The following is a 14,966-nucleotide window of genomic DNA, read 5'->3' as shown; positions in this document are numbered from 1 at the left end:
TAACAAAAAAGGAGCCTAGGCTCCTTTTTTGTTATTTAACGTATGGGTTAACCAAAAAACACTCGCCATAACCATGACGAATCTAAATTTTCTTTACATTGATGATATTGCGCCGCGTAGGTTTTTGAACGTTTATCCACTTTATTGGCTACTGGCGTTAACCATTTTTTGGCTTTATAACTGCCGCGTTTATAACCGCCCCAACCTTCGTGATAATTTAAGTATTGGTTTTTAGCGTCCCACTTAGACACGCCATTAATTTTATGGGTTTTGTAAATAAACCAGCCCATAAAGTCCATCGCATCGTCAAAATCACTGCGGCTAGACCAACTATTACCGGTTTCTCGAACGTAATCATCCCAGGTCATGGTTTTAGCTTGCGCGTAACCATAGGCGTCACTGGCACGGCCGGTGGGAATAAAACCTAAAAAGTATTGCATTGGTGGTGCAGCATTATGTTTGAATGAACTTTCTTGATACATCATGGCTAAGGGGACATGAACTGGCACGCCCCATTTTTCACGCGTATTGACTGCAGCGTCATACCACGAGCGATGTTCTTTAAAAATAGCACACAGGTCATCTGGCTCTTGCGGTGGCGACGTGGCGCATCCCGTTAATGACAGTAATACCGTTGCGCTAACTACGCCTAAAAAACACTTCATAACACCTCTGCCAGTATCTAAGATATTGATTCTTGGCTTAGTTTTACATCAATTAAAAACCAATGCAATTATCCTTAGGAAACAACCATTATTTCAACAATGCGCCTCAAACTGAAAAAACTGAGCGGCTCTGATTGAGCACATAATTAATGGAATTGGTATTACCGTTTCATTTCACATTGATGCGATTCTGTTTGCCATACAACAGGCTGCCAATACAATGAATTTTGGCCTATATAGATTTTGTCGGTATTGAATTTGGCGCCAATATGATAACGCTGATCGGCTGCAACATTGACCGTAAATACTTTCACCTTACGAGCAGACAATAACACTTTTAATTCAGGTGAGTTGATCAGTTCAGCAACAGTAAACTTATGCTCACCTGGCGATAATAAATAATTGGGTCTTGAAATAACCGCAACATCATCTAAGTGAGTCACCACTACACGGTATAAATTGGCACTGTTGTCGGGCGCTAAGTAGCTCGATACTGTGCCACATTGAACCATTTCATCTGGCGATGAAGCACAGCCATTTAGGGCTAATGCCGCTACCGCGACAACCAGCACTCGCCAAGATGAAAAAAACTGCATGATTATTTCGCCTCGAAAGTGCCCGCAGGAACCACATCACAAAAATAGTTTTCTAAGAAAGTGGTAAAATTATCTTGTGGTTGAGCCTCTAGACTTTGCTGTTCAAGTAAAGAGAGTTTGGCCTCATTTTTATAGGTTTGCTCAATATCATGGCTTAATGGGTAATGACTTAAAAACTGATGATAATCATCGGCCAATTGCTTAACCCACACACTGTGATCTGTGCCCTTAACAACGACCTCTTGCATCACCTTGCCTGATAACGTTTTATCAGGATCATCAATCGCTTCAGCCCATGTGCTTAACGCGTCTTGGTAAGCATGGCTAGCATCACCATCGAGTAACTTCGCGAGAGTCGCTAATTGTTCAAATAGCTCGTGCATCCATTGCGTTAAGCTAATGGCCTTAGCATTACGCTGTAATTCAAGTCCAGGCTTGCGCCCTTCTAATACAACGGCTTTCAGGTTAGCACCAATTTCAGCTTCACCGACCGCGTCGGTGTCTTCAGATGGCGACAATAAGCAGTACAATAAAAATAGATCCAGAAAACGCACTTGAGTGGCATCGATCCCAACCGGGCTAAATGGATTGACATCTAAAGCGCGCACTTCAATATACTCAACGCCTGCACGCGATAGGGCCTGCGAAGGTTTTTCACCTTTTTGGGCAACACGTTTAGCGCGAATAGGTGCATAAAACTCATTTTCAATCTGCAAAATATTACTGTTTAACTGACGAAATTCACCATCAACATTGACACCAATTTGCTCAAACTGTTTCGATGGCATTTTAATTGCGGCGCCCACGCCCTCAAGATAATCAGGCAATGAGTTATAGCTAATATTGAGCGTATCTTGTTCTTTGTTGGTATAACCTAAATCACTCATGCGCAATGATGTTGCATAAGGAAGATATAAGGTGCCTTTACCGGTTTTTTCAAACTCAAAATCGACGTCTTGATCTTTTATAAATGAGCTACATAATGCCGGTGTTGAGCCAAATAAATACGGTAATACCCATACTAAACGGCGGTAATTACGGATCAGTCCAAAATAAGATTCAGAAATGAAGTCTTCAAAATTAATACTTTTGCTACAACAAGCGCTGCCATTGCCGTTAGCAATTTTGTCGTCATATAGACGTTGCCATAAATCTTGCGAAACAGAGAAATTAAAATGAACCCCGGAAATAATCTGCATTAACGCACCATAACGATGGGTTAATCCTTTACGATATAAGGTTTTCATTTTACCGTTATTGGAGGTTCCATAACGTGCTACAGGGATATCACTTACTTTACCTACATAGCATGGCATGCTAACAGGCCAGAGTTTTTGACCGTTTAAGTTACGCACACTGTAAGCATGTGTTTGGGTTAACCCCTCTAATAATTCATCAATGCTATGACAAACTGGCGTAATAAATTCTAATAGGGACTCGCTATAATCGGTAGTAATACGCGAATGCGTCAGCGCAGAACCGAGCGATTTTGGATGTTCATCTTGTGCTAAATGACCATTTTCATCAATACGCAATGCTTCACGCTCAATTCCACGTAACATGCCCAATAAAGACTCACGGCCTTGAGTGTCGCTTAAGTGTTCGACTTTTTCATTGAAAGACTTCAATTTACTACTCTCTTTTATGGATTCGCATTGCGAGTAAACAGCTAGACCTGATGATAAACGAGATGATTAGTGATACGCGAAAAAAATGTAACTAAGTATAAATCAACTTGTTTATAGGTCTTAAATTAAAAATGGCAACACTCTCTGTCACCCTTGATGGAGCCTTAAACATTATCTTTTATTTAGCGGATAACCGACACAAAATGATATTACGATTAAAGCACACCAATTAGCTCAACCTATTATATACCCAAGTCACTTCAACATGCTCGTTTCAGTACTCCTGTAGGATAACAGAACAGGGCAGTGATTGAAGACAATGGTGACGCCTTACCGAGAGCGTCGCTTCGCGACTGATAGGTTCTAGGAACTCGCAAGCTCGCCAGAGGGCGGTGCTTCGCTCCTTCTAGGTGCTAGGTTTTAGGTCCTAGATTCTAGAAGCGTAGCGTCCTCGAAGACCGCAGGTTGTCCTAGCAGCCGCAGGCGCTCTATTCCTAGACCCTAGTAGGACGCAGTCCGCCTAGAACCTAGCAGCGAAGCGTATATGTCCTGTATATATGGTTAACACTAGCGTATTTCAAGGCTAGTGTTAACCTTCGTAGTAACAAGTGTTCAACTAGTCGACAAGTGTCACCATTTCAATCTGATACCCCAGCGCTTTTAGTTGAGGTTCAACGATGGATTTATCACCGACAACTAACATCACCATCGTATTGATATCTAATAATTTACTGGCAAGTTTATTTAACTCATCCGTCGAAATGGTTTTAACAATTTCATCTTGCTGAGCGGTAAAGTTTCTATCTAACTGATAGCGCTGGATCATCCTTAAAAAACCGGCTTTTTGATACGGAGTTTCGTATTCTAACGCTTGGCTTTGCGCAATCGAACTGCGCATAAAGGCACTTTCTTCGTCGGTCATACCTGATGCTTGGTAAGCATTAATTTCGTTGACAAACTCAGCCAACGCTAAGCCGGTCACATCGCTTCTGACGCTGGCATTGGCAATAAACTGACCCGAATCTTCAGCACCACTAAATTGAGTGCGAGCGCCATAAGTGTAACCTTTATCTTCACGTAGATTAAGATTGATACGGCTGTTAAATGCTCCCCCTAATGGATAGTTCATCAAATAAGCCTTAAAGTAATCACCCGTTGTGTCGTAAGGTAACGACACTTGGCCAATATCAATGACCGACTGAGCGGCTCCCGGTTTATCAATCAAATAAATGGTGTTTTTATGGTGTGTTGGCAGTGCAGGTAATGCGGCAACCTGAGTCGCCTCGCCTTGCCATTCATTAAACATCGACAATTTTGGCATGATCTGTTGCTGATTTAAGTCTGACACCACCACCATTTGAGCATTACCGGCACGATATTGCTGCTGATAAAATTGCTTCACATCAGCCAGTGTTAATGCCGATATTGAGGTTATGGTGCCATCACTGCTGATCCCCATTGGGCTATCGGCACCGTATAGCAATTTTGAAAAGCCACTGCGAGCAAGATAGTTCGCATCGGACATTTGATGTTGCAAGCCTTGCAACTGCTGCTGCTTCAGTCTTTCAAAATCTGCCGCCACAAAACCTGGGCTAAATAAGCGCTCTTTAACGATGGCAAGCGTGGCATCAAGATTTTCGGTCAAACTTGATACTTTAATGTAACTCTGTGAATTACTCGCGCCAAAGCTAATTGACGAACCCAGAAGATCAAGCGCGCCAGCCAGTGCTTCACTGCTGCGTTGCGCACTTGACTCATTAAGCATGGACGCAGTTAACTCGGCCAGACCCGCCTGATTGATGGGTGCTAAGCGATGACCGCCATCTAAATAAATAAGCAATTCGACCGTTGGGGTTTCATCACTTTCGGTGCCCATGACGTTAATGCCATTGGCGAGTTGACTGTCCCACAATTGTGGCACGGTCAATAACGGTGCGGCGGCAGACGACGGCATTTTATTACGATCAAATGAGGATTTAGCTAAGGTAATATCGGTTAATCCCGTTACCGCATCTTGTGCTATTGGCAAGGTACTAGGCTCGAAATTATCAGCATGGGCAATCAATTGCGTTTGCCCTTCTGGCACCACACTCATCACTACCATTGGCTTATTTTTAATGTAGGTATTAAACACGCGCATCACATCGGCTTGGGTCACATTGGCATAACGGGCTAAATCTGATGCCACCATGTCCGGTTTGCCAAAAAAGGTTTGATTGGAGGCAAGTGTTGATACTTTTCCGGCCACGCTTTGCATCCCAAAAATAGTCGACGCTTCGAACTGCACTTTGACTTTCTGTAAGTCGTCGTCGGTAACACCGCGTTGTTCAAACTCAGCGATGGTTTGATTAATTTTGATTTCAAGTTCAGCAAGACTGCCGCCTTTAGCGGGGTTCGCCACTGCGTACAGTGATAGCTGGCAGGTGAGCTCTTGGCAAGGATGGCTCACCGCAGCTTGTACCGCATAGCCATCTTTGACTAAGTTTTTATAAATGAGCGAGGTTTTGCCGCCACCGAGAATATTGGCCAGTAGATCTAATGGCGCTTCATCTTTGTGCTGCACGTAAACCGTTGGGAAACCTATATAAATCAATGGCAAATGTACTTTGTCTTCCATTGAGATATAACGAGTTTTATCCAATGTCACCATGGTTTTAGCGTCAGGCTTAACCTTAGGTCCTGCTGGGATTTCACCAAAATACTTATTTACCCACGTCAGCGTTTGCATTTCATTAAAGTCACCACCAATGGTTAAGGTGGCATTGTTAGGCCCATACCAACGTTGGAAGAAATGCTTCACGTCATCAACCGTGGCGCGATTTAAATCGTCTGGCCAGCCAATTACAGGCCAAGAGTACGGATGCCCCGCAGGATAAAATGCTTGGTTAAAACGCTCATTCAATCGCCCGTATGGACGGTTATCAATCCGCTGTGCGCGTTCATTTTTAACGGTTTCTCGCTGTACTTCGAATTTTTCGCTCGTCAGTGCGGGTAAGAAAAAGCCCATACGATCTGACTCTAACCAGAGCATTTTTTCTAATTGGTTACTCGGCACCGTTTCAAAGTAATTGGTTCTGTCGGTATTGGTGCTACCGTTCAATGTTCCGCCGGCTTCAGTAACAACTTTAAAATGCTGTTCGTCACCAACATGTTGCGATCCTTGGAACATCATGTGTTCAAATAGATGGGCAAAACCACTGCGGCCGGCTAATTCACGCGCCGATCCCACATGGTAGGTTACATCGACATGAACTAAAGGATCAGACTTGTCTTGATGTAAAATAACGGTTAAGCCATTGGCTAACTGATATTTTTTATAGGGAATACTGACTTGATTTTCGGACGCAGTGGCCGTTTCAATTAAGCTCACGCCTTGGGGTAAACTCGGTGATTTGTGGGCGTCATATGCACAACCACTCAATGCCGCACTGATAGCTGCAGCGAATATCCATTGATTTACATTTAGTTTCAAAATCGACTCCTTTCTTATTACAACAAACATAACCACAGTTGCAGAAATGACAAAATATCAATACTCAACCATATACATAACCAAGAATACGATGACGCTGTAACGTAATAGCTTACCGATAAACATCAACAATGAAGCAGGCACAATGGGCATTTTCAGCCACCCAGCCAGTAAACATAACAAATCACCGATTATCGGTAACCAAGACAATAGTAAGGCCCACAGACCATATTTTTCAATCCATGCCAGTGCATAGCGATATTGACGTCGTTGAATATCTTGTGGGTTTTTGGCTAATCGCCCTGCACGACCAAGGCCATAGCTGGTTATCGCCCCCAGCGTATTCCCTATGCTGGCCAGTATCAATAATTCAAGCCATGATGATGGTGTTTGATTCAATAATCCTACGAGTAACACTTCAGAGCCGCCAGGCAATAAGGTTGCGGCAAAAAAAGCGCCGCTGAACATCAACCACAAACTGGTCATTGATAACCCTTTTTACTAGTGTTCATATTCATTTAACGAACCCATTCATAGTGTTTTCATCATACTGACGAAGTGACAACATCACTATTTGTCGATGAATTTGCTCAGCCGATATCTTAACGTTAATCTGCTCAGAGTAAATGCGTAACAACATGATAGCTAGGGCCGATTGCTCTTTTGGGGCAACAATTTGTTCGCAAAAAAAATGATTAACACTTTGGATGAATATGATGTGGCGCAAATATTAGCGACAAAGACGCTTGTTTACCCATAAACTCACCTGTTTAGGCAAATACTGCTAGCAGCAGTGGTTTTTTCTACTGCGTTATCACTTATTCATCTACAACAACTCAACCTCATTAACTCTGCCTGTAGAAAATTGCCACAAACAGCTACAAAAAATCATCTTCAAATATCAACAGGCTCTCATCAAATGGTGACAACATCCATTACCTCAAAGCTTCATTTTGTGCCACGCCATTTAGGTGCATTGGCCCGTTATAGCTTAATCAGTTAATGATTAGTAAAAAAACGTAAAGTTATAATAACAAAGTTAATTATTCATATAAGTTATAATAACAAAGTTAGTTATTCATCTAAGTTATAATAAAATAACGTTGTTTGTCATTCGTTCAGTTCATACAATGCAGTTAATATTTATTAACCTTATCAGGTTGATTAGCGAACGGTTGAGTATAAACACCATCCATCGCCTTCAACAAGCTAGACAGTAATACAGCACCATATCGCCATCGAAAGGTTTAGCTTTTAGTAATTAATCACTCATTAGTGAACGTAATGAGTCAAGCACAACGACGTTGTCTAGTCAGATTTAGTGACGTCATAATGACATAATTTGGAACTTTCATGATATTGAAAACGCTCAATCGCATCCCTTTTTGGCAGAAAGTCATTGCTGGTTTTGTTTTGGGGACGCTCACAGGCGTCGGCTTAGGTGAATCAGCCGTGATGTTAAAACCGCTTGGCGATTTGTTCATTAGTGCCATTAAAATGCTGGTCGCTCCTTTGGTATTTTGCGCCATAGTGGTCAGTATTACGTCGCTGGGTTCGCAAGGTAATTTAAAACGCTTAAGCTTTAAAACCTTAGCCATGTTTATGTTTACTGGCACGATAGCTTCATTTATTGGGTTAACGGTTGGCAGTCTTATGGACATGGGCGGTAACCTCGCGTTAGCCACCTCTGAAGTGCGTGAACGAGATATCCCTGGCTTCGCACAAGTGCTGCTTAACATGATCCCTGTTAATCCATTTGCCTCTTTAGCTGACGGCAATGTATTGCAAATCATCGTTTTTGCCGCTTTGGTTGGTATCGCCATTAATACTGTTGGTGAGAAAGCTGCCCCCTTAAAAAATGCCATCGAAGCCGGTGCTGAAGTGATGTTCCAATTAACACGTATGGTGTTAAAGCTAACGCCAATTGGTGTATTTGGCTTAATGGCATGGGTTGTGGGCGAGTATGGGTTAAGCACGTTATTGCCTTTAGGTAAGTTTATTCTTGCGATTTATATTGCCGCCTCAATACACATAGTGTTTGTGTATGGCGGATTAGTGAAATTTGCTGCTGGTCTTAGTCCGTTGAAGTTTTTCCGCAAAGCCATACCAGCACAAATTGTCGCCTTTAGTACCGCATCAAGTTTTGGAACCTTGCCAGCAAGTACTCGCTGTACTGAGGCTATGGGAGTATCAAAACGTTACAGTGCTTTTGTGTTGCCATTAGGTGCAACCATGAATATGGACGGTTGTGGCGGAATTTACCCTGCCATTGCGGCCATTTTTATTGCTCAAATTTATGGCATCTCGCTCGATATGACTGACTATATGTTGATTGCGGTAACCGCAACGGTCGCGTCTATCGGAACCGCGGGTGTACCGGGTAGCGCGATGGTAATGTTAACAGTGACATTAGGCGTTATTGGTTTACCACTTGAAGGTATTGCCTTTATCGCAGCCATTGACCGTATTGTTGATATGATCCGCACTGCAACCAATATCACTGGCGATATGATGACCGCGGTTGTGATAGGTAAAAGTGAAGGCCAGCTTGATGTTGAACAGTTTTACTCTGACGAAACACCGGTGCAACAACCAGCCGTTTCGTGATGTTTCGCGCTAATAGCGTCAAATAGTAATAAAAAAGCGAGTATCTATTGATACTCGCTTTTTTACAAAATAGTACGCTTATCGTTTATTGATGATTAGAATTTAGCGTTTGCCCACAACCACACTTTATCGGTATCGACTTTACCAGCGCCGGCATCGCCCGCTGAGTAAGCGGCGTATTTAACGCCTACGGTATAATGTTTATCAATAGGTAAACTAAATACCGCATCTACTTCGTTACCTAAATCATTAACAGTGGCACTTGACTCGTCAGCTTCAAAATCATGATAAACCAGCGCCCATTTGCCGCCCACTAAGCTACCACCGACTGACACATAAGTATCGGCCAAGCCTTGCTTGGGTGTGGCTAAGAATTGATCTGACCAACCATTAAATGCGTGCAAAGTGGCCAGTGGCGTCGCAAAACCGTACTCGCCATTGTCAGAACCGAGTAATTCATAACCTACTTTAAAGGTTAAACCGCTAACACCTACACCGATTTCTCCTAGCATATAATCTGCAGAATATGAGGTTGTTGCCTTGTCAGCATCTTGAGTGGCATATTCTAGGGTATAAAGTAGTTTAATTTTATCGAGATTTTTGGCACCAGCAAAGCGAACACCATAGGTGTCAATACCATTGTCAATGTTAGTATCTTCTTCGAGTAAATAGCCATAAGCGCTAAGCTTACCCAAACCTAAATTGTATGATGCATTGATGATGTGATCTTTTGAATCAATGTCTTTAATGTCAGCAAAAATACGGTTGCGTTTGTAGAGGTAGCCATAATCAATGCTAAAGTCATTAATACCATATTGCAGGGTGACAGCATCGAATGTTTGGCGATCTTGACGCCAGCCGACATGGCCTAAGAAACGCATGTTATCAAGTGCTATCACTTGGCGACCCACTTTGGCTTTAAAGCCACTGCGTTTGTATTGTAAGAACGCTTGGTCTAATTCAGTGGTTTCAGGGTCTGCAATCACTGAGTAATCAGTATTATTGCCAATGGCGTCGTTGTAATCATTTACCCCAGCCACACTGCGAGAGTCTTCAAACTCAACCAAAGCGCTTAATCCATAATACTCGGCCGTCGCAAAGGTTAAGCGGGTACGCAAGGTCAATGCATCGGCATCTTTCAATGCATTTTCTTGATCGACCGATTCATAGCGTAAATTTAAATTCGCGTTTACGGTACCTTGAGTAACAGCATCGGCAACCGAAGTAACTTTGACGTCTGCGGCATTGGCGCTTCCCATGGCCAATAACACCGAACAGGTTAATGCTGATAAAGCCCATTTTTTAGCTGCAGTAGAATTGTGGCAAGCCTTATCTGCAACTTGACTAGCAAGCAGTTTGTTATTCATCTTACATCCCTAATTGTTATTTTGAGTTAAGTTAAGTTAAATTACCGGTAAGTTAAATATACGTAAAATATATGACTATCAAGTTAACTGGTATTAACTTTAGCGGCTTCACGAATCCATTTCCGTGATTTATCCTGCATTTTAGATGCTTGTTTGCCTAGATATTGACGCTAATTCAAAATTTGCGACTTTTGACCGGTAAAATTAACGGCCTGTCGAACTAATAGTATTTTAGGCTGATGTTATCTTGGTAATAAAACTATTAACAAAAACGGTAACTTAGATACCTATAAAGAGGTATACGGATAAGCTTTCTGCTAAAAATGGACTTTAGTATATGTTATCTTTCGATTTGTGATACCCAATATGATGGACATACAAATAAGCTAAAATACCAATATTCAGGGTGAGTCAGTGAACACTTCTTAAACTGATATAGTGCGTTTAATGAACAGATAGCACTCTTAACATATTCGTAACCTAGTCGGTTTGTTGTTTTTATTTGCAGGCTAAGAGTAGCATTTAAAAAGTAACCGTTTGGGCAATTTCTTCTTACCAATATAGTTTGTAAAACATACCGCCTTGCTGTTTATCTTTGACACCTATGTGATAAAGACTAATGCTAGGGCAAACAATTCTTTCACAACCATAACGCCACGATTGCTCAGTATTAAAAGTTAACTATGCCAATATAAATCCAATAGCAGTATCTACTTTACCTTTGAGATAAAAACAAAAAAGCCAATGCTGGCGCATTGGCTTTTCAACTCAATCGATAACGTTTAGCCTAACACTGCCAACAATACGCCGGCGGCAACGGCACTACCCAACACACCGGCAACGTTAGGGCCCATGGCGTGCATTAACAAGAAGTTTTGGTTGTTAGACTCCAATCCCACTTTATTCACCACACGGGCTGCCATTGGCACAGCAGAAACACCTGCAGCACCAATAAGCGGATTGATTTTCCCCCCAGTAAGCTTACTCATTAATTTAGCCATCAATACACCAGAAGCGGTACCAATACTAAATGCGACCGCGCCAAGGATTAAAATACCGAGGGTTTCGATACGCAGAAATTGATCAGCTGATAATTTAGAGCCGACAGCAAGACCTAAAAAGATCGTCACAATGTTGATTAACTCATTTTGAGCCGTTTTCGATAAACGGTCTACCACGCCTGATTCGCGCATTAAATTACCCAAACAGAACATGCCGATTAATGGCGTTGCTGCAGGTAAAAATAAAATGGTTAATCCTAGTACCATCAATGGAAAAATAATTTTTTCCATTTTGCTGACTTCACGCAATTGCTCCATTTTGATTTCACGTTCAGCTTTGGTGGTCAGTAGCCTCATGATAGGAGGCTGAATTAACGGCACGAGCGCCATGTAGGAATAGGCCGCAACCGCAATGGCACCTAACAATTCAGGCGCTAGTTTGGAGGCTAAGAAAATCGCTGTAGGACCATCGGCACCTCCAATAATGGCAATGGCAGCGGCATCTTGCATACTAAACTCAAAACCAGGCACCCAATTTAAGGCAATAGCACCCAGTAGTGTCGCAAAAATGCCAAATTGTGCCGCAGCACCAAGTAATAAGGTTTTAGGGTTGGCAATTAATGCCCCAAAGTCAGTTAATGCACCTACCCCCATAAAAATGAGCAATGGGAATACACCGGTTTCGATCCCTACATGATAGGCGTAGAACAGCAAACCACCTTCATCGGTAAAGCCAGCGTTTGGGATGTTGGCTAATATAGCGCCAAATCCAATGGGTAATAATAATAGTGGTTCAAAACCTTTAATTATTGCTAAAAATAGCAATAAACAACCAACCGCCATCATCAGTAGTTGACCACCACTAAAGTTGGCGACACCCGTTTCGCCCCAAAAGGCCAATAATCCTTCCATTTAGACCTCTTATGTTAGTGATAACAATGTAGAACCTACGGTTACACTGTCACCCTGCTTAACCGCTAACTGAATGACTACACCATCTTCTTGGGCACGAATTTCAGTTTCCATTTTCATCGCTTCAAGGATAATGATCACTTCACCGGCTTTGACTGCATGACCATTATCGACTAACACTTTAAAAATATTCCCCGATAAGGGTGCCGCCATGGTGCACTTAATCTCACCCGTAGTGGCTGAGGCCGCTGGTGCTGGCGTTGTAGCAACCGGCGCGGCTGAGGTGGGTGCAATATGGCTGATATCACCACCTTCACTCACTTCCACCACAAAACGTTGCCCTTCGACATTAACCGTATAAGTTGCTGGGCCACTATCGGTGTTAACTTGAAGATCATCGGCACTTGGAACAGGTTCAAAGGCATCGGGGTTGCCACGATTCTTAAGAAACTGTAGACCAATTTGGTTAAACAGCGCATAAGTCATCACGTCATCGTCAACATCAGCTGCTAAGGTGAAACCTTGCTCCGCAGACTTTTGAGCTAACTCTGCACGCAACTTGTCCAATTCAGGTGCAATCAAATCTGCCGGACGACAGGTAATGGCTTGTTCACCTTTAAGTACTCGAGCTTGAAGTTCGGCATTCACAGGTGCTGGCGTGGCGCCATATTCGCCTTTCAATACCCCTTCGGTTTCTTTGGTCATCGACTTGTAACGCTCGCCCATTAGTACGTTAATGACCGATTGCGAACCGACAATTTGCGATGTGGGCGTTACCAGCGGAGGAAAACCTAAGTCCTCGCGCACCCGTGGGATTTCGTCCAGCACCGCATCCATTTTGTCTGCTGCGCCCTGCTCTTTAAGCTGACTTTCCATGTTGGTTAACATGCCGCCAGGCACTTGAGCACGTAAAATTCGTGAATCTATCCCTTTTAACGTACCTTCAAAACGCACATATTTTTTACGCACCTCACGAAAGTAAGCGGCGATCTCTTCGAGCAGCACCATATCGTAACCGGTTGCTCTGTCAGTATCTTCAACCATGGCCACTAATGTTTCTGTCGCGCTGTGACCATAGGTTTGGCTCATCGATGAAATAGCGGTATCCAATACGTCTACGCCCGCTTCAATCGCTTTCTGATAGGTCGCAGTACTGAGGCCAGTCGTCGCATGACAATGCATAGATATCATTAAGTCGGTTTGCGACTTTAAACGACTGATAAGCTCATAGGCTTGCATAGGCTTAAGTAAACCGGCCATATCCTTAATGCATAATGAATCGGCGCCCATATCCTCAAGACGCTTGGCCATATCAACCCATGTATCAATGGTATGAACAGGACTTGTGGTAAAAGAAATAGTCCCTTGGGCATGACCACCGACATTTTTAACTGCTTTAACTGCCGTTTCTAAATTACGTACATCATTCATGGCATCAAAAATACGAAAAACATCCACGCCATTAGCATGCGCCCGTTCGACAAAACGAGTGACGACATCATCGGCATAATGGCGATAACCTAATAGATTTTGGCCTCGAAGCAGCATTTGCTGTGGTGTATTAGGCATGGCTTTTTTCAATTCGCGAATACGATCCCATGGATCTTCGCCTAAATAACGAATGCATGAATCAAATGTAGCGCCGCCCCATGACTCGAGTGACCAAAAACCCACTTTGTCTAATAGCGGCGCGATGGGTAGCATATCGTCGATACGTAAACGGGTTGCCAGTAATGATTGGTGTGCGTCACGCAGAGCGACATCGGTTAATGCTAATGGCTTGATCATAATGACTCCAAATTTATTTTGCGCGGTATTGATGTATCGCTGAGGTAATTGCGGCAATCAGCTTAGGATCTAAGCCGGTATGTCCCGGTGCACAAGGTGTTGCTGGCACTGGTGTAGCTGTCGCTGTCGCTGTCGCTTCTGGTGCAGGAAAAAGCTTGGCAATAATGCCAATAGCGATGATTAAGATGCTCAAAAAAATAAACACTAAGCCCATGCCCATTACCATGATGCCTAGTGCATCGGATAACTGCTCTGATATCGATGTCATGTATTCTCACTTTGTCTGTTAAACATCAAACAATTGCGTTGACTATTATGTACCGTCCCCAATGCGCGGTCACGGTGCAAAGTCACAAACTTGCACCAAGACAACAACCGCTTAACGACAACATAAAAAACTTAAACTATTTAGGAAAGCATAAATATTCAAGCTCTACGCTTATTCAATGACGTTATATTTCATGGTAAAAACAGCAAACTGAGGCTGTAAACCCAAATTCTGCCACGAAATATAAACAATTTATAACAAAAATGCTATCTTTTTGTAAATTGGTCTTACCAAATAAGTAACATTCAATAATGTCGACTAAATAAAATTCAATAAATAAGTCAAAAAAATACTAAATCTGCAATAGAATTGGCAATAACACCTTTAAATTGATAAAACCATAATTCAATCATAAGTATACTTATACTTTGTTGATTTAACACCTTGATAAAATAAATGATTAGTTATGATATGGATAACAAGTGAATAAAGATGTAAATATCACCTTTAATTTGATAAAGAGGTTACGGTTAAATGAGAAAAGGCTGTTAAAATTAACAAAAAAAAAGCCCCACATTAATGCAGCAATGCCGATCGTTTAAGAGCACTTGACCGATCCTGCAGATGAAAGATAATCCCTACCAGTATTCTGGTGGGGATTT

10 protein-coding genes are annotated in these 14,966 nt (G+C 42.5%); 1 reads left to right on the top strand and 9 read right to left on the bottom strand.

What is annotated here, in order from left to right; genetic code table 11:
* Positions 1–47 precede the first annotated feature (47 nt).
* The 5 genes from AAEZ02_RS17200 to AAEZ02_RS17180 form a co-directional block, all read right to left on the bottom strand.
* Positions 48–665 (bottom strand): transglycosylase SLT domain-containing protein, encoded by a 618-nt coding sequence (locus AAEZ02_RS17200; protein WP_124012023.1) that lies wholly within the window; start codon positions 663–665, stop codon positions 48–50.
* A gap of 161 nt (positions 666–826) precedes the next feature.
* Positions 827–1,261, bottom strand: a complete 435-nt coding sequence (locus tag AAEZ02_RS17195) for a hypothetical protein (protein ID WP_124012024.1) — start codon at positions 1,259–1,261, stop codon at positions 827–829.
* Positions 1,262–1,263: 2 nt separating this feature from the next.
* Positions 1,264–2,907: a glutamate--cysteine ligase gene (gshA, locus tag AAEZ02_RS17190; protein WP_351089358.1), complete on the bottom strand. Its 1,644-nt coding sequence runs from the start codon at positions 2,905–2,907 to the stop codon at positions 1,264–1,266.
* Between the two features lie 598 nt (positions 2,908–3,505).
* Positions 3,506–6,361: a M16 family metallopeptidase gene (locus AAEZ02_RS17185; protein ID WP_372491474.1), complete on the bottom strand. Its 2,856-nt coding sequence runs from the start codon at positions 6,359–6,361 to the stop codon at positions 3,506–3,508.
* Between the two features lie 57 nt (positions 6,362–6,418).
* Positions 6,419–6,847, bottom strand: a complete 429-nt coding sequence (locus AAEZ02_RS17180; RefSeq protein ID WP_101032444.1) for a YqaA family protein — start codon at positions 6,845–6,847, stop codon at positions 6,419–6,421.
* 867 nt (positions 6,848–7,714) lie between these two features.
* On the opposite strand from AAEZ02_RS17180, the gene AAEZ02_RS17175 reads away from it, so the two are divergent.
* Complete coding sequence (locus tag AAEZ02_RS17175; protein WP_124012027.1) at positions 7,715–8,968, top strand: dicarboxylate/amino acid:cation symporter; 1,254 nt, start codon at positions 7,715–7,717, stop codon at positions 8,966–8,968.
* Between the two features lie 95 nt (positions 8,969–9,063).
* On the opposite strand, the gene AAEZ02_RS17170 is transcribed toward AAEZ02_RS17175, so the two are convergent.
* From AAEZ02_RS17170 to AAEZ02_RS17155, 4 genes are all read right to left on the bottom strand, one after another.
* The gene (locus AAEZ02_RS17170) at positions 9,064–10,227 is read right to left on the bottom strand and encodes an alginate export family protein (protein ID WP_233768671.1); all 1,164 of its coding nucleotides are present in this window, start codon (positions 10,225–10,227) and stop codon (positions 9,064–9,066) included.
* A gap of 890 nt (positions 10,228–11,117) precedes the next feature.
* The gene (locus AAEZ02_RS17165; RefSeq protein ID WP_101032447.1) at positions 11,118–12,248 is read right to left on the bottom strand and encodes a sodium ion-translocating decarboxylase subunit beta; all 1,131 of its coding nucleotides are present in this window, start codon (positions 12,246–12,248) and stop codon (positions 11,118–11,120) included.
* Positions 12,249–12,257: 9 nt separating this feature from the next.
* Positions 12,258–14,036 carry a sodium-extruding oxaloacetate decarboxylase subunit alpha gene (gene oadA, locus AAEZ02_RS17160; RefSeq protein WP_124012030.1) on the bottom strand — a complete coding sequence of 593 codons (1,779 nt, stop codon included), beginning with the start codon at positions 14,034–14,036 and terminating at the stop codon, positions 12,258–12,260.
* Between the two features lie 13 nt (positions 14,037–14,049).
* On the bottom strand, positions 14,050–14,304 hold the full coding sequence (locus tag AAEZ02_RS17155) for an OadG family transporter subunit (protein WP_351075379.1): 255 nt from the start codon (positions 14,302–14,304) through the stop codon (positions 14,050–14,052).
* Positions 14,305–14,966: the final 662 nt, after the last annotated feature.

Origin of the sequence: Shewanella sp. T24-MNA-CIBAN-0130, assembly GCF_040310185.1 — a bacterium.
Classification (GTDB): Bacteria; Pseudomonadota; Gammaproteobacteria; order Enterobacterales; family Shewanellaceae; genus Shewanella; species Shewanella psychromarinicola.
Note: the sequence above shows the minus strand (reverse complement) of the source record. Positions and strands in the feature narration are given on the sequence as shown.

Coding starts and splice junctions, on each gene's coding strand:
- AAEZ02_RS17200 (WP_124012023.1), bottom strand. CDS start 665: ATGAAGTGTTTTTTAGGCGTAGTTAGCGCAACGGTATTACTGTCATTA.
- AAEZ02_RS17195 (WP_124012024.1), bottom strand. CDS start 1,261: ATGCAGTTTTTTTCATCTTGGCGAGTGCTGGTTGTCGCGGTAGCGGCA.
- AAEZ02_RS17180 (WP_101032444.1), bottom strand. CDS start 6,847: ATGACCAGTTTGTGGTTGATGTTCAGCGGCGCTTTTTTTGCCGCAACC.
- AAEZ02_RS17175 (WP_124012027.1), top strand. CDS start 7,715: ATGATATTGAAAACGCTCAATCGCATCCCTTTTTGGCAGAAAGTCATT.
- AAEZ02_RS17170 (WP_233768671.1), bottom strand. CDS start 10,227: ATGGGAAGCGCCAATGCCGCAGACGTCAAAGTTACTTCGGTTGCCGAT.
- AAEZ02_RS17165 (WP_101032447.1), bottom strand. CDS start 12,248: ATGGAAGGATTATTGGCCTTTTGGGGCGAAACGGGTGTCGCCAACTTT.
- oadA (WP_124012030.1), bottom strand. CDS start 14,036: ATGATCAAGCCATTAGCATTAACCGATGTCGCTCTGCGTGACGCACAC.
- AAEZ02_RS17155 (WP_351075379.1), bottom strand. CDS start 14,304: ATGACATCGATATCAGAGCAGTTATCCGATGCACTAGGCATCATGGTA.